This window comes from Arthrobacter sp. UYCo732 (assembly GCF_040547265.1).
Classification (GTDB): domain Bacteria; phylum Actinomycetota; class Actinomycetes; order Actinomycetales; family Micrococcaceae; genus Arthrobacter.
The window spans coordinates 151,618-172,395 of sequence record NZ_JBEPPJ010000005.1 but is presented as its reverse complement, the minus strand read 5'-3'; the positions used below and the strand labels follow the sequence as shown (position 1 = coordinate 172,395).

General features: G+C 64.8%; 15 protein-coding genes and 1 pseudogene. 4 read left to right on the top strand and 12 right to left on the bottom strand.

Annotated elements, in window-relative coordinates; translation table 11 throughout:
- Positions 1-44: 44 nt before the first annotated feature.
- Genes ABIB45_RS10310 through ABIB45_RS10290 form a run of 5 tightly spaced genes read right to left on the bottom strand, consistent with a single transcriptional unit; the run spans position 45 to position 6,249 of the window.
- Entirely contained in the window at positions 45-842 is a 798-nt protein-coding gene (locus tag ABIB45_RS10310; protein ID WP_354215756.1) for a DeoR/GlpR family DNA-binding transcription regulator, read from the bottom strand.
- 39 nt (positions 843-881) lie between these two features.
- Positions 882-2,984: a beta-galactosidase gene (locus ABIB45_RS10305; protein ID WP_354215755.1), complete on the bottom strand. Its 2,103-nt coding sequence runs from the start codon at positions 2,982-2,984 to the stop codon at positions 882-884.
- Positions 2,985-2,986: 2 nt separating this feature from the next.
- Positions 2,987-3,934 (bottom strand): carbohydrate ABC transporter permease, encoded by a 948-nt coding sequence (locus ABIB45_RS10300; protein WP_354215754.1) that lies wholly within the window; start codon positions 3,932-3,934, stop codon positions 2,987-2,989.
- A complete protein-coding gene (locus ABIB45_RS10295; protein ID WP_354215753.1) occupies positions 3,931-4,884 on the bottom strand; it encodes a carbohydrate ABC transporter permease in 954 nt (317 codons plus the stop codon). The genes ABIB45_RS10300 and ABIB45_RS10295 overlap by 4 nt, the downstream gene beginning before the upstream one ends.
- A gap of 45 nt (positions 4,885-4,929) precedes the next feature.
- Positions 4,930-6,249, bottom strand: a complete 1,320-nt coding sequence (locus ABIB45_RS10290; RefSeq protein WP_354215752.1) for an ABC transporter substrate-binding protein — start codon at positions 6,247-6,249, stop codon at positions 4,930-4,932.
- Positions 6,250-6,487: 238 nt separating this feature from the next.
- On the opposite strand from ABIB45_RS10290, the gene ABIB45_RS10285 reads away from it, so the two are divergent.
- Both ABIB45_RS10285 and ABIB45_RS10280 read left to right on the top strand, forming a co-directional pair.
- Complete coding sequence (locus tag ABIB45_RS10285; protein ID WP_354215751.1) at positions 6,488-9,118, top strand: trehalase-like domain-containing protein; 2,631 nt, start codon at positions 6,488-6,490, stop codon at positions 9,116-9,118.
- 80 nt (positions 9,119-9,198) lie between these two features.
- Positions 9,199-10,689 (top strand): MDR family MFS transporter, encoded by a 1,491-nt coding sequence (locus ABIB45_RS10280; protein WP_354215750.1) that lies wholly within the window; start codon positions 9,199-9,201, stop codon positions 10,687-10,689.
- Positions 10,690-10,692: 3 nt separating this feature from the next.
- Here the strand turns inward: ABIB45_RS10280 and ABIB45_RS22570 are convergent.
- From ABIB45_RS22570 to ABIB45_RS10265, 4 genes and pseudogenes are all read right to left on the bottom strand, one after another.
- Positions 10,693-10,874 (bottom strand): annotated as a pseudogene (locus ABIB45_RS22570) (FAD-dependent oxidoreductase); the annotation flags it as partial.
- A 77-nt stretch (positions 10,875-10,951) separates the two neighbouring features.
- Complete coding sequence (locus ABIB45_RS10275; RefSeq protein ID WP_354215749.1) at positions 10,952-11,878, bottom strand: AEC family transporter; 927 nt, start codon at positions 11,876-11,878, stop codon at positions 10,952-10,954.
- 51 nt (positions 11,879-11,929) lie between these two features.
- The gene (gene panD / locus ABIB45_RS10270) at positions 11,930-12,355 is read right to left on the bottom strand and encodes an aspartate 1-decarboxylase (protein ID WP_354215748.1); all 426 of its coding nucleotides are present in this window, start codon (positions 12,353-12,355) and stop codon (positions 11,930-11,932) included.
- Between the two features lie 70 nt (positions 12,356-12,425).
- On the bottom strand, positions 12,426-13,388 hold the full coding sequence (locus tag ABIB45_RS10265; protein ID WP_354215747.1) for a LysR family transcriptional regulator: 963 nt from the start codon (positions 13,386-13,388) through the stop codon (positions 12,426-12,428).
- 164 nt (positions 13,389-13,552) lie between these two features.
- On the opposite strand from ABIB45_RS10265, the gene ABIB45_RS10260 reads away from it, so the two are divergent.
- Both ABIB45_RS10260 and ABIB45_RS10255 read left to right on the top strand, forming a co-directional pair.
- Complete coding sequence (locus ABIB45_RS10260; RefSeq protein WP_354215746.1) at positions 13,553-15,016, top strand: amino acid permease; 1,464 nt, start codon at positions 13,553-13,555, stop codon at positions 15,014-15,016.
- Positions 15,017-15,226: 210 nt separating this feature from the next.
- Positions 15,227-18,715, top strand: coding sequence for a bifunctional proline dehydrogenase/L-glutamate gamma-semialdehyde dehydrogenase (locus ABIB45_RS10255; protein WP_354215745.1), 3,489 nt, complete (start codon positions 15,227-15,229; stop codon positions 18,713-18,715).
- A 120-nt stretch (positions 18,716-18,835) separates the two neighbouring features.
- Here ABIB45_RS10255 and ABIB45_RS10250 read toward each other — a convergent pair whose 3' ends face one another.
- From ABIB45_RS10250 to ABIB45_RS10240, 3 genes are all read right to left on the bottom strand, one after another.
- The gene (locus ABIB45_RS10250; RefSeq protein ID WP_354215744.1) at positions 18,836-19,150 is read right to left on the bottom strand and encodes a hypothetical protein; all 315 of its coding nucleotides are present in this window, start codon (positions 19,148-19,150) and stop codon (positions 18,836-18,838) included.
- A gap of 199 nt (positions 19,151-19,349) precedes the next feature.
- The gene (locus ABIB45_RS10245) at positions 19,350-20,504 is read right to left on the bottom strand and encodes a N(5)-(carboxyethyl)ornithine synthase (RefSeq protein WP_354215743.1); all 1,155 of its coding nucleotides are present in this window, start codon (positions 20,502-20,504) and stop codon (positions 19,350-19,352) included.
- Positions 20,501-20,638, bottom strand: coding sequence for a hypothetical protein (locus ABIB45_RS10240; RefSeq protein ID WP_354215742.1), 138 nt, complete (start codon positions 20,636-20,638; stop codon positions 20,501-20,503). The genes ABIB45_RS10245 and ABIB45_RS10240 overlap by 4 nt, the downstream gene beginning before the upstream one ends.
- Positions 20,639-20,778 lie beyond the last annotated feature (140 nt).

Below are 20,778 nucleotides of genomic sequence, written 5' to 3'. Positions count from 1 at the left end.
GCTCCAGGCGTTGTGGGGTCGGGTGGGGTCGTAGGTGCCAGTGGTCAACTGATTGCGGCGCCGGCCGGGGCGGCGATCGGGGCCAGCCGCAGCCGGCCCACGCGTTTGCCGAGGATGCGCCTGGCTTCGCTGCCGAGCATGTCGTCGCTGATGAGTTCGTCGGCGTCCTCGAGTGCGGCGATCGTGCTGATGCCGAGCGTGCCCCACTTCGTGTGGTCGGCGAGGACCACCACGCGACGGGCCGCCGCCACGAACGCCCGGTCAGTTTCGGCCTCGAGCACGTTCGGGGTAGTAAACCCGGCGTCGGCATCGACGCCGTGGACGCCGAGGAACAGCACGTCCAGGTGCAACTGCTTGAGGGAGGACGTGGCAAGGGGGCCCACCAGCGCGTCTGAGGGCGTGCGCTCGCCGCCGGTCAGGATCACGGTGGACGGGGAGGAACCCTGGTGGAACACGTTGGCAATCCGCACCGAGTTGGTGACCACCGTGATCCGCGGACCGGCGGACAACAGCTGGGCCAGCGCCCAAGTGGTGGTGCCCGCGCTGAGCCCCACCGCCATTCCCTCGCGCACCTGGGCGGCAGCCTCCTGCGCAATAGCCATCTTTTCGTTCTTGAGCTGGGTCACCTTCAGGTCAAAACCAGGCTCGTGGGTGCTGGCTCCGCCCGGCAGTTTGGCCCCGCCATGGATTTTCTCCACCGTGCCCGCCGCATCGAGGGCTTCGATGTCCCGTCGCACTGTCATCAGTGAAACGCCCAGCATCTTGGCGAGGTCCGCGACACGGACGATCCGCTCACGCTGGACCTCTGCGAGGATGGCTGAGTGGCGGGCTGCGGCGAGCATGTGGTGTCCTTACAGGGTTGAGCGGTTTGGCGGGCTTGACTATTGTGTCTGGTTTGACTGGTTGGCGGAGGTGCCGACCAGTTCGGCCGTAGGCGAACGGACGACGGCGACGGCGCCCGCCGCGAGCCCGAGCCCGTCGGTGAGTTCCGTGCCCGTGATGAGGTCCACTCCTTCCAGCGGCAGTCGGACCTCGTGGGTTCCGTGGTTGATGCAGAACGTCCAGTCGGTTCCGTCTTTGCTGCGCCGGGCAACTTCCACGTCCTCCGGCAGATCCGGAACGAGCGGCTGCACCCCTGCGTCGGCGCAGACGGTGGTGAGCAGTTCGCCCAGGCCCTCCGGCGCGAGCGTGGTGGCGACGTAGTAAGAGCGGCCTCTTCCGGCGCGGTTGCGGGTCACGGCTGGAGAGCCTGCAGCCGGCCCCTCGGCCACGGTCGCGAGGACCTCGGCGGTAGTGGCCCGGCCCAGTTCGTTCCAACAGCTGCCGGCACCGAAGCCGCTGAGCCGGACGCTTTCCCCCGCCCGCAGCGGAAAGAACTCTTCCATCTGCACGCCCAGCAGTCCGGTGAAGGCGCCTGGGTAGCTGCCAAGCCGGATGTGGTCATTTTCGTCTACGATTCCGGAGAAATACGACACCACGAGATGGCCGCCGGAGCGCACGTATCCGTCCAGGTTCGCTACGCCCGCATCGCTGAGCAAGTACTGCATGGGGGCAACGACGAGCCGGTAGCCGGAGAGGTCGTCGGTGCTCCGGGCGAAGTCCGTGGGGATGCCGGCACGGTAGAACGCATCGTGCCAGCGCCGGGTTTCCGCAATGTTCGAGGCATCCACGCTCGGGTGCGAGTCCAGCTCCGAAGCCCAGCGGGCATCGGTGTCGTGCAGGATGACGACGTCCACCCGGCCGGAGGCCCCGGTGACTACCGAGCCGCTGAGTTCGGCCATGCTGCGCATAGCTTGGCCGAGTTGCACCACTTCACGCCACACCTTGGTCTCGGTGCCGGCATGGGGCAGCAGCCCGGAGTGGAACTTCTCGGCGCCGGCGCGCGAGGCCCGCCACTGAAAGAACAGCGCGCCGTCCGCCCCGCGGGCCACATGCTGCAGCGAATTGCGCAGCATCTCGCCGGGTGCTTTGGCGATGTTGCGGGGCTGCCAGTTCACGGCCGACGTGGAATGTTCCATGAGCAGCCACGGCTTGCCGTTGGCCCAGCCGCGGGTGAGGTCCGCGGTGGCTGCCAGTTCCTGGAAGTTCCGCGGGTCCTCGGCAATCAAGTAGTGGTCGTTGGAGACCACGTCCATCTCCCCGGACCAGCGCCAGTAGTCCAGCGGCTGGTGCAGGCCCATATTGAAGCCCATGAAGTTGGTGGTCACGGGGTGCCCCGAGTGCGAGCGGATAATCGCGGCCTCGGCCTTGTAGCATTCGAGCAGCTCGTCGGAGGAGTAGCGGGCGAAGTCCAGTTGCTGGGTCGGGTTGACCCAGGTTCCGGACGTCCGCGGCGGCAGGATCTCCTCCCAGGCCGAGTAGCGCTGGGACCAGAAGGCGGTTCCCCACGCGTCGTTGAGGGCCTCCAGGCTGCCGTACCGGCGTTCGAGCCAGTGCCGGAAACCGGCGGCGGCGCCGTCTGAGAAGTCCGGCTGGTTGTGGCAGCCGTACTCGTTGTGGACGTGCCACATGACGACGGCGGGATGGCCCTTGTAGCGGACGACGATCTGCTCGGTCAGGGCCGCGGCGGCCCGGCGGTAGTCGGGGCTTGAGGCGGCGAAGGCCTGCCGGGAACCGTAGCTGTGCCTCACGCCGTCGGCTGTTACCGGCAGTGACTCGGGGTACTTGTGGCTGAACCAGGGCGGCGGGGAGGCAGTGGCGTTCGCCAGATCAACCCGCACGCCGTTAGCATGCAGCAGGTCAAGGACCCGGTCCAGCCAGCCGAACTCGTACATGCCTTCGGAGGGTTCCAGCAGCGACCAACTGAAGATGCCCACGCTGACCAGGTTAACGCCGGCCTCGCGCATCAGCCGGACGTCTTCGTCCCACGTCTCCTCGGGCCACTGCTCGGGGTTGTAGTCGCCGCCGAAGGCCAACATCGGGGATCCCTCGGAGCCGAGGCGGGCGGTGATGTAGTCCATGGAAGCGATGTTGCCGTTGTCCACGTTTATCCTTTGCTGGAGCCGAGCGTCAAACCGGCTACGAAGTGTCGCTGGAGCAGGAGGTAGATCACCAAGGCCGGGATCGCCGTGATCATGGCGCCGGCGGCGATGAGGTTGTAGTTGGAAAGGAACTGGCCCTGGAGGTTGTTGACGGCGGTGGTCAGCGGGAGGCGGTCACCGCTTTGCAGGAAGAGCAGCGGCCAGAAGAAGTCGTTATAGATGAAGATGACCTCGAGGGTGCCCATGGCAGCCAGGGCGGGGCGGCACAGCGGCAGGATGATGTTCCAGTACTGGCGCCATACCCCGGCCCCGTCCACCAGGGCGGCCTCGGTGAGCTCCGGGGAAAGCGCCTTCATGTAGTTGGAGAGGACGAAGGTCACGAAGCCGATCTGGAAGGCTGTGTCCACGGCGATCACGCTGATGTAGGTGTTGAGCAGGCTCCCGGAATCGCTGACGCTGTATGGCAGCGGCAGCAATTTGAACATTTCGAACAGCGGCGCGGCGAGGACCTGCGGCGGCAGCAGGTTGCCGGCGGTGAACATGATCAGGAGCGTCACGTTGAACTTCCAGTTGACCCGGCTCACGGCAAACGCCATCATCGACGCAAAGAACAGCACCAGGATGACGGACGGGATGGTGATCAGGGCGGAGTTCCAGGCGTACCGGTCGAAACCGCCCTGGGTCCACGCCTGGCTGAAATTGTCGAAGTTGAACGATCCGCCGAAGCTGAAATAGCCGTACTTGTCCGTGTCTGCCTTGGGACGCAGCGCGGTGAAGATGGTCCAGACCAAGGGGACGAGCCACATAACGGCGAGCACTGTGAGGAAGAGATGGATGCCGTAGTGGGGCTTGCCACGTTTGGTGTTGGCCGGCGGGGCGGACCCTATGCGAGTGCTCCGCCCGGTGGGCGAACTGCCCGCCGCGGGTGCATCTGTGGGCTGCGCAATGCTCATGCCTCTTTGTCCTTTCCGAAGGCCCGGGACAGGTAAAACGTGATGGGTACCAGGGAAATGACAAGGAGGATGACAGCCAGCGCCGACCCGACGCCGATCACCTGACCCTCGCCGACCAGGTTTTGGATGACCAGGGCGCTGATGAGTTCCAGGCCGTTGGTGCCGCGGTTGATCACGTAGACGATGTCGAACGCCCGGAGGGACTCGATCACGGTGATCACAATAATGATGACGTTGACGGGGCGCATGGCCGGGAAGATCACCCGGAAGAAGGTCTGCACCGCGTTGGCGCCGTCGATTTGCGCGGCTTCGCGGAGGGTGGGGTCGACGCCCTTGAGTCCGGCCAAGTAAAGGATCATGACGTAGCCCGCGTGCCGCCACGTCGCCGCGATGAGCGCAGCCCAGATATTGACGCCGGAATCGCCGAACCAGTCCACGGCCTGCGGCGTTCCCGCGGTACCGAGCAGGAAGTTCAGGAGCCCGCTGTCGCGGTTGTAGAAGAGCTGCCAGATGACGCCGATCAATGCCAGGGAAAGCATCACCGGAGTGAAGAAAATGCTCTGGTAGATCTTGGTGCCCCGGATGTTCTGGTCCAACAGGATGGCCAGCAGGAGCCCCAGCGGCGTCGCGATAAGGGCGAGGAAGACCAGCCAGAGCACGTTGTGTTGCACGGCGGGCCAGAACGGAGGGTAGTTTTGGGCGATGAACTGATAGTTGCTGAGCCCAGCGGGCTTGATGTCGTCCAGACTCAGGCCATTCCACCGGGTGAAGGACAGGGCCGCGGACAGCAGGGTCGGGATCCAGACCAGGACCAGCTGTATCAGGGTGGGCAGGCCCACCATGAGACTCAGGACCCACTTATCGCGGCGGGAGAGCCGCCGGACCCGCCCCGCCCGGGCGGCGGTTATGCGCCGCGCCCCGGCGGGGCTCGTTTTGGATGATGTACTCACGAGAAGATATTCCTTAGTGCCGGATCGTGGTGGCCCGAGTGTCCGCTATTGGGCGGCATAGAGCGACTTGGCCTGGGCTTCCAGATTCTTGACGTCCACGCTGCCGTCCTTGATGAACGACTGCAGCGCCGGGATCATGACGTTGTTGGCCATGGCCGGCAGTGCATCCCGGTCAAAGAACTGGCTGATGCTCTTGGCGTTGGCGATGACGTCAGCCATCTTCTTGCTCAAGGGCGAAAACTGGGATGTGTCGGCTCCCCTGGCGGCGGCGATGTTGGAGCTGTCCACGGATGCATACACGTCCTGCCCCTCAGGGGTACCGAGGTACGCCAGGAAGTCCTTGGCGGACTGGTTCTCGCCGCCCTTCTTTGACAGCAGGAGACCATCGATAGGTGCCTCGACGGCGTCCCGGCCCTCCACGGCCAGTTCCGGGAACGGGAAGAAATCGATGTCGGCGGCGACAGTCTTATCCGTGTACTGCTGGGTGAGGAAAGAGCCGAGCAGGTACATCCCGGACTTCTTGTCGCCGAGGTTTTTGGCGGAGTCCTGCCAGGTCATGCCAAGGGCATTCGGGTTCTGGAAGGGCAGGAGCGCCTTCCAGGTATCGAAGACATCGCTGACCTTCTTTTGGTCCCAGGCTTCTTTGTGTGCCGTGAGATCCATGTGGAACTGGTAGCCGTTCAGGCGCATGTTCAGGTAGTCGAAGGTGCCCATCGCCGGCCAGCCGTCCTTGTCGGCGAACTCGATCGGGATGAGGCCGTCGGCCTGCATTTTTTTGGCCAGGGCGGTCAGCGCGTCAAAGGTGCTGGGGACCTCGTAGCCCTTCTCCGCCCAGAGGCTCTTCCGGTAGAAGAATCCCCAGGGATAGTTGTAGTTCGGGACGAAGTACATCTTGCCGTCCGCACCGGTGGACGCCTTCTTCATTGCCTCGGAATAATTGCCGCCGATTTTCTGCCAGACGTCGTCGATCGGCGCCAAGAGGCCTTTGCCGGCGTAGTACTGCATCCGGTAGCCGGCAAACCAGGTGAAGGTGTCGTCCGGGCTGCCCTGGAGGTAGGTGTTGATTTTGTTCTGGAAGTCGTTGTGCGGAACTACGTTGGTGTTGACCGTGATTCCGGACTTCTTCATGAAGGCATCCGTGACGGCCTTGTAGGCGGCCTTGGGTACTTCATCCGATGAGCCCGACCCGAAAGAAACCGTCTTGCTGCCGCCGCTGGCAGCGGGGCCGCTGCCCCCGGTGCACGCAGCCAGCAATGGAGCGCCGGCTATGGCGAGGGCGCCTGCACCAAACGTCTTCAGCAGCGTCCTCCTGTCCCACCCGCCCTGACTGGAAGCCCGGCGCAACGCGTCTTCGTGCATGGTCATGATTTCTCCTTTGAAACAGTGCGGGTGGTGTGAAGCATCTCACGGTGATAACTATCATAAACGCACAATAAAGAACGTCAAGAGGCAAAGACGAACATTGTGGAAAGGTGGCGCACGCCGTCGAGTCGTGGATGTTACACGGATGCAACCAGCGGGACATTCGGGGGAAACCGCCCGGCCGCACTATGAAAGGTGTGGCTGCATTCCCCGGCCGCGTTCTGCTCGAAGGGTCAAGAAAATGCCTACTCCGTTGAACCAGACCGTTGCGGATTCCGCCCTCCTAACGAAATCCCTGCCTCTGGGCCTGCTCCGCGCCTTCATGCAGACGAATGCCGCAGACGACGGCCTGACGCCACAGTTGCTGGCAGAACTCAAGGTGCTGGCCCAGGTCCCCGGGCTGCTCGTGGCTTGCAACTACGGCGGAACACTGTGCGACGCCGAAGGTATTTCCACCGAGACGTTACCGCTGGGCAGCGCCGCGATCGCCCTCCGCGCCTTGGCTGCGCTGCCCAACACTCACGCGGCCGTCATCTCGGGGCGCTCGCTGCGCGATCTGGCCGCGGTGTCCCGTCTGCCCGCGGAGGTACATCTGATCGGATCACACGGCGCCGAGGTCAACATGGGTTTCGCCCACGCCCAGCCGCTGGCAACCGAAGCCGCGCTCCAGCAAGTCAGCATGGCGCTGTCCGAGGCCGTGGGGTTCCAGAAAGGCGTCTGGATTGAGCGCAAGCCCGTCGCGGTGTCTGTGCATACCAGGCCAGCCACGGCTGACGTCGCGGCGGCCGTGACTGAAACGGCGCGGGAGATTGCCAGGGACCACGGCCTGTTCTTCCTCGTGGACGGTTCCGTGCTGGACCTCTCTATGGTGGAACCTTCCAAAGCGGACGCCTTGGAAGGTCTCCGGTCCCGCCTCGGGGCCAGCGCGGCTCTGTACGCCGGCGATGCTTACAGCGATGAACTGGCTATCGCCACCCTTCGCGGCCCGGACATGGGCCTGCACGTTGGGCCGGGGGATACGGGTGCCGCCCACCGGCTGCGGGACCCTGAATCGTTTGCCCGCGTCCTGGCCGTCCTCTTCGAATTCAGGCGCGCCTGGCTGTTCGGCGAAGACGCCGTGGGGCTCGAACGGCACACCATGATCGGCAACGGCTCCTCCACCGCCCTGATCACGCCGGATGCCAAGGTCTGCTGGATGAGCCACCCACTGCCGGATTCCGGCTCGCTGTTCGCGCACATCCTGGGTGGGGACGCCGCCGGACATTTCTCCGTGGAACCGGTCAAGCCGTCGCAGGTCCTCGGCCAGCGCTACGTGGACAGCACCATGATTGTGGAGACACGGTGGGCGGACGTGACCGTAACGGACTACCTGGAGCCGGCGCCGGAAGGTATCACCAGCCTGGTCCGGGTGCTCTCCGGCACCGGCGCCGCCAGAATCGTCTTTGCTCCCCGGCCGGACTACGCCAACGCCCCGTTCAGCATGGCGGCCCGCGGCGACGAACTGCACGTGGTGGGCACATCCGATCCCATCATCCTCTTCGCCCCGGGCGCCAGCTTTCACATCACGTCGGACGGCCGCCATGCGACGGCAACCGCCACTGTGAACCTGCAGGACGGGCCCATGGTCCTCAACCTTCGCTGCGGGGACACCGAACCGCAGGCGGCGGACCCGGAGGGCGAGGTGCACCGGCGTGCCGGCGTTGCCCTGGACTCGCGCCGCTGGGTGCAGGAACTGCGCCTGCCCTCCGTGAAGCCGTCGCTGGTCCGCCGCTCCGCGCTGGTGCTCCGCGCCCTGGTGCATGAGCCCACCGGGGCCGTACTGGCAGCGCCCACCACGTCCTTGCCCGAGGGAATCGGCGGGACGAGGAACTGGGACTACCGGTACTGCTGGCTGCGGGACGGGTCCATGACGGTGAACGCACTGGCGGACCTGGGCTCCACGGTGGAGGCTTTTGGCTTCCTGGCGTGGCTTGGCCGGATCCTGGAGCATGCACCGGGCCCGGAATGGCTGCATCCGCTGTACTCCGTGACAGGGTCGCCGCTCACTACGGAGGCGGTCATCGACAGCCTGCCCGGGTATGCGGGCTCCCGCCCGGTCCGGATCGGAAATGCCGCTGACCACCAGGTCCAGCTCGACGTGTTCGGGCCCATCGCCGAACTCATCCACACGCTCAGCGAACGGGGCGGCACACTGGCCGATGACCACTGGGAACTTATGGTGAAGATGGCATCCGCCGTGCTGGCCCGCTGGCACGAGCCGGACCACGGCATCTGGGAAGCCCGGCGCCCGGCCCGGCACCATGTGTACAGCAAGGTTATGTGCTGGGTGACGCTGGACCGGGCGCTCCGGACGGCCGCCCGGTATGGCAGGACGCCGGAGCCCGCCTGGGAACCAACGGCACACGCCATCCGCGAGGAGGTCCTGCGGGAGGGCTGGGACGACTCAGCGCGCTCCTACACAGTTGCGTACGACAGTCCCGACCTGGACGCCGCCGTCCTGCACATCGGGCTGTCCGGTCTCCTGGACGTCGCCGATCAGCGATTCCTGGACACCGTCACGGCCGTGGAACGTGAACTGCGGGTGGGACCCACGGTGTTCCGGTACAGGTACGACGACGGCCTGCCGGGTCTGGAGGGCGGCTTCCACATCTGCACCACCTGGCTGATTGAGGCGTACGTTGCGGTGGGCAGGATTGAGGAGGCGTGGGACCTGTTCGACCAGTTGGTGAACCTGTTCGGGCCCACCGGGCTGCTTCCTGAAGAATACGATCCCGGCACCGAAACCCACCTTGGGAACCATCCGCAGGCGTACTCCCACTTGGGCTTCATCCGCTGCGCCCGGCTCCTGGACCGACATCAGAGCAGAAGGTAGTCGGCATTCCGCTTGGTCCCTAGAGTGGAGGTAGACAAGGACCCTGCAAAAGGACTCCGCGACCAAGACGGGACCGAGCGATGACAACCCAAGCCCAAGGAGTGGGGTTCCGTTCTGAGCGGGGCCCCATTCTCATTGCCCTGATGCTGGCTACCGGACTTGTTGCCATTGATGCCACGATCGTGGCCACCGCGGTCCCCTCCATCGTGGCCGACGTTGGCGGGTTCTCGTCATTTCCTTGGCTCTTCTCCGCGTACCTGCTGGCCCAGGCCGTCTCGGTGCCCATTTACGGGAAGCTGTCCGACATGGTGGGCCGCAAACCGATCATCCTGGCCGGCATCAGCCTCTTCCTGCTCGGTTCCGTGCTCTGCGGAATCGCTTGGAGCATGCCCGCGCTGATCGCTTTCCGTGCTCTGCAGGGCCTGGGTGCAGGAGCAGTCCTCCCGGTTTCCATCACGATCGCCGGCGACATCTACTCCCTGGAGGAACGCGCGAAGGTTCAGGGTTACCTGGCAAGCGTCTGGGCGGTTTCCTCTGTGGTGGGGCCAACCCTGGGCGGGATGTTCTCGTCCCTGGGCCTCTGGCGGGGGATCTTCCTGGTCAATGTTCCGCTATGCGTCCTGGCGGGCTGGATGCTGCTCCGGACCCTGCACGAGAACGTGGAGCGGGCCCGGCATCGCGTGGATTACCCCGGTGCAGCCCTCCTGGCGGGTTCGCTGAGCCTGCTCATCCTCGGAGCCCTGGAGGGCGGCCAGGCGTGGGCCTGGAATTCGCCGCCCAGCATTGGCGCCTTCGGCGTCGGTGGAATGCTCCTTGTCGTCTTCCTCCTGGTTGAGCGGCGTGCCGCAGAGCCGGTCCTGCCGCCATGGGTAGTGTCCCGGCGCCTCCTTGCCACCACTGCACTGGTGTCTTTCGGCGTCGGAACGATCATGATCGGGCTGACTTCCTACGTGCCCACCTACCTGGATGGGGCGCTGTCCACATCACCCATGGTGGCCGGCCTGGCGCTCGCAGCGCTGACGGTAGGCTGGCCGATCAGTGCGTCACAGGCGGGCCGCTTCTACCTGCGGATCGGATTCAAAGCGACAGCCTTGATCGGCATCGCTGTCACCGTCGTGGGACTGGCTGTCCTGACGTTCACCTCCGCCACGCCCAACGTGGCGCTGATCGCCGTCAGTTGCTTCATGGTGGGACTTGGCCTTGGGCTGGTGGCCACACCCACCCTGATCGCTGCCCAATCAAGTGTTCTGTGGAACGAGCGTGGGGTGGTTACCAGCACCAACCTCTTTGCACGGTCCATCGGCAGCGCGCTTGGGGTGGCCTTGTTCGGCGCCGTGGCCAACGCCATCTATGCCGGCAGTGCAGACGGGCCCGGCAACGAGCACACCGTGGTGGTGGCGTCCGGGGCCGTCTTCCTCACGGTGCTGGCCGGTGCGGTGCTCACTGTCGCCGCCGTGATCGCGATGCCGGCCGCGTCAGCCACAGGAACTGCCGCCCCGCAAACCGGGGCACAAGGGAACGATGTTCCGGCCCGCGCCGAAGCGGATGGCTTCCAGCGCCGCTCGCCCTGACCGCTACCGTAACGCGGAGAAGATGCCGGGTGCGGGCCGGGTGCCGGTGCCAGGTCCGCGAGGATCCGCCCCACCCCAGGGGTGAACTTGAAGCCGTGCCCGGAGAAACCGGCGCCGATGACCACGGGACCCGCCCGGTCAAGGACGAAGTCGTTGTCCAGCGTGCTGGTATAGGTGCAGTTGAGGGTCTCCAACGGTGAGCCGGACGCCGTCGTCCAATACCTGCGGGTCCACCACTTTGGTGTGGCTCATCGGGTCTCGGTCAGTTCAGCAGCAGGGCCACGCCGATCATGTCGGGTACCGCCACCACCGTGGTGATCAGGACGGTGTCTTTGGCCACCGTGAGCCCCGTTTTATAGCGGCTGGCGGCAACAAAGACATTCTGCGCTGTGGGGAGGGAGGAAACCACCACCACCGCGAACAGCGTGTGGCCTTCCATTCCCAGCACGAACCGCGCGAAAAGATAGGCGATTGCCGGCTGGACCACCAGTTTGAACGAACTGGCCAGGATGGTGTCCGGGCGTCTTGCGCTGGCGGCCTGCAGCGGCCTGCTGCCATTGAGGCTCATGCCGAAGGCGATCAGCATGGCCGGGATCGCCGCGCCGCCGATCAGGTGGATCGGTTCCAGGACCAGGGCCGGTACCTGCCAGTCCAGCCCGGCCACCAGGAGGCCCAGCGCGGAACCGACAATCATCGGGTTCCGGAGGATCACGAGGATGAATCCCGCTGGCGTGGTGCGGTGGGTGCTTGTACTGGCGTCCAGGATCATCAGGAAAACCGGCGTAAAGAAGGCCAGCTGGAAAATGAGCAGCGGTGCCACGTAGCTGGCGTCGCCCAAAACGTAGACCGCGATGGGGATGCCCAGGTTCGCGGAGTTGGCCAGGGATGCGGCCATCGACGACATCAGCGCCTCGGGCAACGCGCGCTTGAGGGCGAATTTCACGATGCTGAAGAACATCAGGGCGCAGGCAATGGCTGCCACCGCGGTAACCAGCAAGGGCTCAGCGAAGACTTCCCGCAGCGCTGCCTTGCTCAGGGTCTCAAACAGGAGGGCCGGGCTGGCCACAAAGAACGTCAGGGCGCTGAGACCCTGGCGGGCGTTATCGCCCAGGATCCGCTGCCGGCCCACAAACCAGCCCACCAGGATGATGAACCACACGACAAAAAATCCCTGCAGCACTCCTACCAAGACAACATTCCGAGGGTGCGGCGGGTGGGTTTGCCTGGATTCACGCTCCGGCTACAGGCCGGCGTTATTAAGTGCGAACGGCGGGCGCATCAGACCCGGAGTGTGGCCCTCCGCGGGATCGTTGCCGATCTGGACGATCCGGTTGTCCTTATCTACGTGGACAACTTTGGGGTCGTAGGCGGCGGCCTCTTCCGTGGTCATCTGGGCATAGGTGATCAGGATGACGATGTCGTTCTCGTGCATCAGGTGCGCAGCGGCCCCATTGATGCCAATCACGCCAGAGCCGCGCTCGCCGGCGATGGTGTAGGTTTCCAGGCGCGCACCGTTGGTCACATCCACAATGGCCACAAGCTCGCCGGGAAGGATATCGGCAGCATCAAGGAGGTCCAGGTCAACAGTGACCGAACCTACGTAGTGGAGGTCAGCGTGCGTGACGGTGGCCCGGTGGATTTTGGACTTGAATATTGTGCGATTCATAACGTCGCTATTCTAGCCCTGACCCCCGGATCGCGCTGTGACGCACCAAACGCGCGGTGATAACTACACGCTACGGCGACGGCGACGGCGGCCGGCCGCCCGGACCGCCTCCGTCCCTCCCTGCCGCATCGGTCCGCGCTACCGAAGCGGCGGTGGCGGCGAGCGTCTCGCGCGCGGCCATGATGGCGGGCCGCTGTGCACTGGAGCGGCGGACCGACGTGAACACGGTGCGGTACGGATTGCCGGGCAGGTCCAGCAACTGGGCGGAGGTGCCGCGGCCGGTCCACACGAGGTCCGGCATCAGTGCCACGGCATTCCCGGACTCGATCAGCCGGATCTGAGCCTGGAGATCAGCTGTTTCGAAGCGCACATCGGGCTCGAAACCAGCCCCTCGGCAGGCCTGTTCCGCCCAGTGCCGGGAGGCCGCGCCGCGGGGCTCCATGACCCACGGCAGCGTCGCAGTGTCTTCCAGCGAACGGATGGCGGGCCCGCCGTCGGAGGCTGGCGGAACGGCAAGCCGGATGGCGTCGGTGGTCAGTTTGACGCGGTCCAGCTCGGCATAACGGGGCGCGGCATGGCCCGGATACTGCTCGGCGATCACCAGGTCGAAGTCGCGCGCCCAGGTTTCGTGCAGGGCGGTTTCCGGCTCACGCTGGGTCATCTCGATCCGCACCTCGGGGTAGGTGTTCGTCATGCGCGTGAGGGTTTCCGGCATCAATGCCAGCGCTGCGGACTGGAAGACGGCGATCCGCACGGTTCCGGTGACTGTGGTCAGCGACGTTGCCAGGTCCGCTTCAGCATGTTCAAGGGTTTCGAGCAGCTGGGCGGTATGTGCCACCAGGACTTCAGCCTGCGGTGTCAGCTGGACCCGGCGGCCGGTTTTGCGGAGCAGTTCCACCCCCACTTCTTTTTCGAGCAGGGCGAGTTGCTGCGATACCGACGACGGGCTGTACTGCAACGCCTCTGCCACCTCGGCCAGCGTCCCCCGGATCTTCAACTCGCGGAGCAGCCTCAGGCGCCGGACATCGAGCATGGCCACATTCCTTGCAGAATCTAAATGAGTGACGAATCTAATGAATATTGGTTAGCAGTATTCACTTTATCTAACGCAATCACGCTTGCATACTGTTGTTGCAGAGTTACCCCCGTCACAGCCCGCCGCCGCGCGGGGGCCGCACCCCACGCAGGAGATTGCTGATGAGTACTAGAGACATGACCCAGTCGATCATGCGGCGCAAGCCCATCGATGACATCGAAGAAGAAAACAAGCACAGCGGGCTGTTCAAGTCCCTCGGACTGTGGCAGCTGACGGCCATTGGCGTCGGCGGCATCATCGGCGTCGGCATCTTTTCCCTCGCCGGGCTGGTGGCCGCAGGCAGCGGGGACAACCCGGGAGTGGGGCCCGCGGTGCTGATTTCATTCCTTATTGCCGGGCTGGCCTCGGCCGCAGCCGCCCTCTCTTACGCGGAGTTTGCCGGCATGATCCCCCGGGCCGGTTCGGCCTACACCTATGGTTATGTCGCTCTCGGTGAGGTGATCGGCTGGTTCATTGGCTGGGATCTGCTGCTGGAATACATTGCGATAGTTGCCGTGGTGGCCATCGGTATCTCCGGTTACCTCGAGGCGTTCCTGTCCGGCATCGGCGTTCACATGCCTGTTTGGATGACCTCGACGCCGGATGAGGGCAAGGGCGGGCTGCTCAACATTCCGGCCATCCTGGTCTGCCTGCTGGTGACCTGGATTCTCTCGCGGGGAACCAAGGCCTTCGGCCGGTTTGAACTGGTGGCCGTGGCCATCAAGGTTCTCCTGATCCTGTTCATCATCGGCCTCGGCGTCTTCTATATCGACACGAACAATTACAACCCGTTCATGCCCAGCGGCTTCGGCCCAGTCCTGGCGGGCTCGGCCACAGTGTTCTTCGCCGTGTTTGGCTACGACGCCATGAGCACCGCCGCGGAAGAGGCAAAGGACGGGAAGAAACATATGCCCAAGGCCATCGTCCTGTCCCTGGTCGTGGCCATGCTGCTCTATGTTGCGGCAACTCTGGTCCTGACCGGCATGCAGAACTACAAGGACATCGATCCAAAGGCGGGCTTCGCGTCCGCGTTCACCGGCGTGGGCCTGCCTGTAATCGCCACCATCATCTCGGTCTTCGCCGTCCTGTCCATCCTCACCGTGATGCTCACCTTCCTCCTCGGCGTCACCCGCGTGTGGTTCTCCATGAGCCGCGACGGCCTGCTCCCTGGCTGGTTCGCCAAGACGGACCGCAATGGCACTCCGCAGCGAGTCACCTGGATCGCCGGCGTCGCCTCGGCTTTGCTGGCCGGCGTGTTCCCCATCAAGGCGGTCGCGGATCTGACCAACATCGGCATCCTGGCCGCGTTCGTCGTCGTCTGTTTCTCGGTGATTGTCTTCCGCTACAAGAGGCCGGATGCCCCCCGTACGTTCCGCCTGCCGCTGATGCCGGTCATCCCCGCCTTCGGTGTGCTGGCGTCGGGGTTCCTGATGCTGCAGCTGCACTGGGAGACATGGTTGCGGTTCGGTGTGTGGCTTGTGGTGGGGTTGGCAATCTACTTCTCCTACGGCCGCAAGCACTCGCTGATGAACCCCAACAGCCCGCGGCACGACGAAGCCGTGGAGATGCACCGGCCCCTCGCCTGACCCACACCACACCCCGCCCCAATAGGCTCTCTCACTCACTGCAATAAATAACCGGGGGATGTGCAGGGAGTGAGAGAGGGTCTGGGGGCCGGCCGCAATAGTTTGGTTTCCTAACCTGTATTGCTTAGAAAACATCGCTTTATCTTATGTGATTTTAAGCTCATACTGATGGATAAGCCCCCTCCATCCCTAGGAAAGAACGAGCAAATCATGACTCACACTGCAACGGAAACCTCCGGGCGAACTGATGTCCCGCAGGCCCGTGCCCTGGCGGCGGAAACCGTCACCCTGGTGCGTCGCTGGCTGACCGAGGCGTCGAAAGTTCCTGTTGATGCTTCAGCGGAGCAGCTTGCCGGTGTGCTGAAGGACCCGAACGGGCTGGAGTTCACCGTTGGATTTGTGGACGGCGTGGTCCGCCCCGAAGATCTGAACGTCGCCGCCCGCAACCTCGCCGCCCTCGCGCCAAAGGTCCCGGCGTTCCTGCCCTGGTACATGCGCAGCGCAGTCCAGCTCGGCGGCACCATGGCCCCCCTCCTGCCCCAGGTGGTTATCCCGATCGCCCGCCGCGTGCTCCGCGAGATGGTGGGCCACCTGATCGTGGACGCCACCGATGCCAAGCTGGGGCCCGCCATTGCGAAGATCCGCAAGGACGGCATCAAGCTCAACGTCAATCTTCTCGGCGAAGCGGTCCTGGGTGAGCACGAGGCCTCCCGACGGCTCGAAGGCACCCATATGCTCCTTGCCCGGCCGGACGTGGACTATGTCTCCATCAAGGTTTCCTCCACCGTTGCCCCCCACTCCGCGTGGGCCTTCGATGAAGCCGTTGAGCACGTCGTCGAAAAGCTCACCCCGCTGTTCGCCAGCGCCGCCTCCTTCGCCGGCGCCGGCCAGAAAGCCAAGTTCATCAACCTGGACATGGAGGAATACAAGGACCTGGACATGACCATCGAGGTCTTCACCAGGATCCTGGACAAGCCAGAGTTCAAGGACCTCGAAGCCGGCATTGTGCTCCAGGCCTACCTGCCGGACGCCCTCTCCGCCATGATCCGCCTCCATGGCTGGGCCGCGGAACGCCGCACCAACGGCGGTGCCGCCATCAAGGTCCGCGTAGTCAAGGGCGCCAACCTGCCGATGGAACAGGTGGAAGCCTCACTCCACGACTGGCCGCTGGCCACCTGGCACACCAAGCAGGACTCGGACACCAACTACAAGCGTGTCATCAACTACGCCCTGCACCCGGACCGGATCAAGAACGTCCGCATCGGTGTGGCCGGGCACAACCTGTTCGACATTGCCTTCGCCTGGCTCCTGGCCAAGCAGCGCGGTGTGGAGTCCGGCATCGAGTTCGAGATGCTGCTCGGTATGGCGCAGGGCCAGGCCGAGGCGGTCAAGAAGGACGTCGGCTCGCTCCTGCTCTACACGCCCGTGGTGCACCCGGCCGAGTTCGACGTCGCCATCGCCTACCTGATCCGCCGCCTCGAGGAGGGTGCCAGCCAGGACAACTTCATGTCCGCAGTGTTTGAGCTGAGTGAGAACGAATCCCTGTTTGAGCGCGAGAAGCGGCGCTTCCTCGCCTCCCTGGACAAGCTCGACGACGAGATCCCGCCGGCCAACCGGCAGCAGAACCGCAGCCTCCCGCCGCAGCCGACCGCCGATGAGGCAGAACGCGGCTTCGGCAACACCCCTGACACGGACCCGTCCCTGCCCGCCAACCGCATCTGGGGCCGCGCTATCCTGGACCGCGTCGTGGCGTCCACCCTGGGGACCGCCGCCGTCGACGCCGCCACCATCACCGACGAGGCCGCCCTCAACACCGTGATTGAGACGGCCGTCGAGAAGGGCAAAGCCTGGGGCGCCCTGACCGGCGACGAGCGCGCCGAGATCCTGCACCGCGCCGGCGACGTCCTCGAGGCCCGCCGCGCCGACCTCTTGGAGGTCATGGCCAGCGAAACCGGCAAAACCATCGACCAGGGCGACCCCGAAGTCAGCGAAGCCATCGACTTCGCCCACTACTACGCCGAGTCGGCGCGGAAGCTGGAAAAGGTCGACGGCGCAACGTTCGTTCCGGCCAAGCTCACCGTGGTGACCCCGCCATGGAACTTCCCGGTGGCCATCCCGGCCGGATCCACCCTCGCGGCACTCGCCGCGGGCTCCGCCGTCGTGATCAAGCCTGCCAAGCAGGCCCGACGCAGCGGCGCCGTGATGATCGAGGCATTCTGGGAAGCCGGTGTGCCGAAGGACGTGCTGACCATGGTGCAACTGGGCGAGCGGGAGCTGGGCCAGCAGCTGATCGCCCACCCTGCGGTGGACCGGGTGATCCTCACGGGCGGCTACGAGACCGCCGAGCTGTTCCGTTCCTTCCGCAAAGACCTGCCGCTCCTAGCAGAGACGAGCGGCAAAAACGCCCTCATCGTGACCCCGAGCGCGGATCTGGACCTGGCCGCGAAGGACGTGGCGTACTCGGCGTTCGGGCACGCAGGCCAGAAGTGCTCTGCCGCCTCGCTGGTGATCCTGGTGGGCTCCGTTGCCAAATCCAGGCGGTTCCACAACCAGTTGATCGATGCCGTCACGTCCCTGAAGGTGGGCTACCCGCAGGATCCCACCAGCCAGATGGGCCCCATCATCGAGCCCGCCGACGGCAAGCTCCTGCACGCCCTCACCACCCTGGGCGAAAGCGAAACCTGGGCGGTGGAACCTCAGAAACTGGATGAAACCGGCCGGCTCTGGAGCCCGGGCGTGCGCTACGGCGTCCGCCGCGGGTCCTACTTCCACCTCACTGAATTCTTTGGCCCGGTCCTCGGTGTGATGACGGCCGACACGCTTGAAGAGGCCATCGCCATCCAAAACCAGATCGAGTACGGGCTCACCGCTGGCCTGCACTCCCTGAATCCTGATGAGGTGGGTCTCTGGCTGGACACCATCGAGGCCGGCAACCTGTACGTCAACCGCGGCATCACCGGCGCCATTGTGCAGCGCCAGCCGTTCGGCGGCTGGAAGAAGTCGGCCGTGGGCGCCGGTACCAAAGCGGGCGGACCCAACTACCTCGCCGGCCTGGGCGACTGGGTCTCCTCCCCGAGCGCGGCCACCGCCGCCATCACCAACTCGGGCGTGCGGCGCATCCTGAACGCAACCGCCGGCATCCTCCAGTCGGCAGAAACCGAGTCGCTGCAGCGGTCCCTGGCCTCCGACGCCCAGGCCTGGGCCGACGAGTTCGGTACGGCCAAGGACGTGTCCGGCCTGAGCGCGGAGCGGAACATCTTCCGCTACCGGGCGCTGCCGGTCACCGTCCGGCTCTCCGAAGGCGCCCCGCTGGCGCACCTGGCCCGGACCGTGGCCGCGGGCGTGCAGGCCGGTTCGGCGCTCACGGTGTCCACCGCCGTCAAACTTCCCGCCCAGCTGCGTGCGGTGTTCACCGGCCTGGACATCAGTGTGACGGTGGAGTCCGACGCCGGCTGGCTGGCTTCAGTGGCACGCCTCGCCACCTCAGGCAAATTGTCCGGCGCACGGATCCGCCTGATCGGCGGCAACGCCACCGCCCTCGCGGGAGCCACCGACGGTCGCCCGGATGTAGCGGTCTACGCGCACCCGGTGACCGAAGCCGGCCGGGTGGAGATGTTGCCGTTCCTGCACGAGCAGGCCATCAGCATCACGGCCCACCGGTTCGGGACCCCGAACCACCTCTCAGATGCACTGATTTAATCCAGGGAGCCTCAGGGCAGGCGTCCCCAAACGAAAGTCCCGACGGCCACTTGGTGGCCGCCGGGACTTTCTGTTGTTAAGTGGGCCCACGCAATATGCGGCGGGCGGAGACCAATAAAATCACCCCAGATACCAGCCCGGGGGAGTCCACGACGTGGGAACGCTGTGGGCCGAGAAATCTTCGCAACGGGTGCAGGTGTAGGCGACTTCGCCCAGTGTCCTGACCGCCCCGTCACGCCGGTAAACCGGGGGAACATATGACTCAAGGTAGATAAATTCGTCCGTGCCGCACTTTTCGCAGGTTGGCTTACCTACGTATTCGGCGGCGTGGGTGATGCCGGAGCCAAAGCTGGCATGATGCGTAACCAGCGGGCGCACGGTGTTATGTCGGGGAGCAAATGCTGTGTGGTGATGGGTGTTCCCGGCTGTCGTCATTGGCTGCCTATCCCGAGCGCTGCCCTCCATGGGCTGCGGGGCGCACTCGTAGTGTTGAACCGGCCTCTGCTTGACCCCATGGAAAAACCAGCATAAAGGAGGCTGGGTTTTTCTTCAATGGTTTTGAGTAAATATGGTGTGGTCAGGTGGTTTTCTTGAGTGTCCGCCAGGTCCGTCAATGGCCCGGCGGCGTGAAAGCCTAGGCGGGCAGGTGCGGGTACTCCGGCTGCCTGTGCTGGAACTCCAGCACATCCTTGTTGAGGACCAGTCCGCCGCGGATCTCGATGGCCCGGGCGATGGTTTCGTTCGCGTCCCAGGCTTCCGGCCCGCCCGTGACCGTCTCGAGGAACGGCAGCAGGGCCTGGCTGATTTCCCACGTGGACGAATTCCAGAGATAGGACGGGCTGTGGTCCACCGCGTAGTAGTTAATATGGTCGCCAATGGCGAATATCGGCTCGGCGAACGTGGTGGAACGCGCCCAGCTGAAGCCCATGCCCTCATCGCACGAAACGTCGACGATCAGGCTCCCGGGGTTGAACGCTGCCAGGTCCTCGGCCCACAGGTACGTCAGCGGATTGTTCGGATCCTGCAGGGTGCAGTTGACCACAATGTCGCTTTCGGCCAGGAACGGCGCCAACGGAACCCGGCCCCGCTCGGTGATGACCTGGCTCAGGAAGGGGGCCTCGTCGTCGTGATCAAACTGCACGATGTTGACCGAATGGATCGGGGCGCCCACCGCGGCGACTCCGCGGTTGGTCAGCACCTGGACGTCATGGATGCCGTGCGCGTTCAGAGCCGTCACGGCGCCGCGGGCAGTAGCCCCGAAACCGATCACCACGGCGCTGAGGCGACGCCCGTAGTCACCGGTTGAACCTGTCAGCGAGAGGGCGTGCAGCACCGAACAGTACCCGGCCAGCTCATTGTTCTTGTGGAATACGTGCAAGCCAAAACCGCCGTCGCTGGCCCAGTGGTTCATGGCCTCGAAGGCAATAAGCGTGAGCTTTTTGTCGATGGCGAGCTGGGTGATGGCGCGGTCCTGGACGCAGTGCGGCCAGCCCCAGAGGACCTGGCCGTCGCGCAGTTCGGCAAGGTCTTCCGGCTGCGGTTTCGGCAGGAGCACGACGTCGGCCTCCGCCAGCAGCGCTTCCTTGGTTGCTATAGTGCCGACGAGGGTGGAGAGGTGCTCGTCCGAGACGCCGAAGCGCTCGCCGTAGCCCTGCTCAAGGATGATGCTCTGGCGCAGTTCAGGGGCGATGCGTTCGAAGTGCAGGGGGTGGATGGGGAGGCGGCGTTCGTCCGGCTTGCGGGTTGATGCCAGTACGCCCAGAGTCAGCTGGCTCTGTTGGCCACTCACTTCTTTTTAGCGGTTTTGGACGTGCTGTCCAGGGAGGAGGCGGGCGCTGCGGCTGCGCGCTTCTCGGCGCGCTTTTCCTTGATGGATTTGCCGGCTTTTTTGGATGCTGCTTGACGCGGGGACTTGTCAGCCATGATTGCTCCTGTAGCGGAACCGAAGAGGTTCCTGACTGCTGACGATACACGTGGGCACCTAACGGGCGAGGTGGGTGTATGGATGCGGAGGCACGCGCTGCTGTTCCCGGGCAGGACGGCGCGCAGGTGACTTTCAAAGA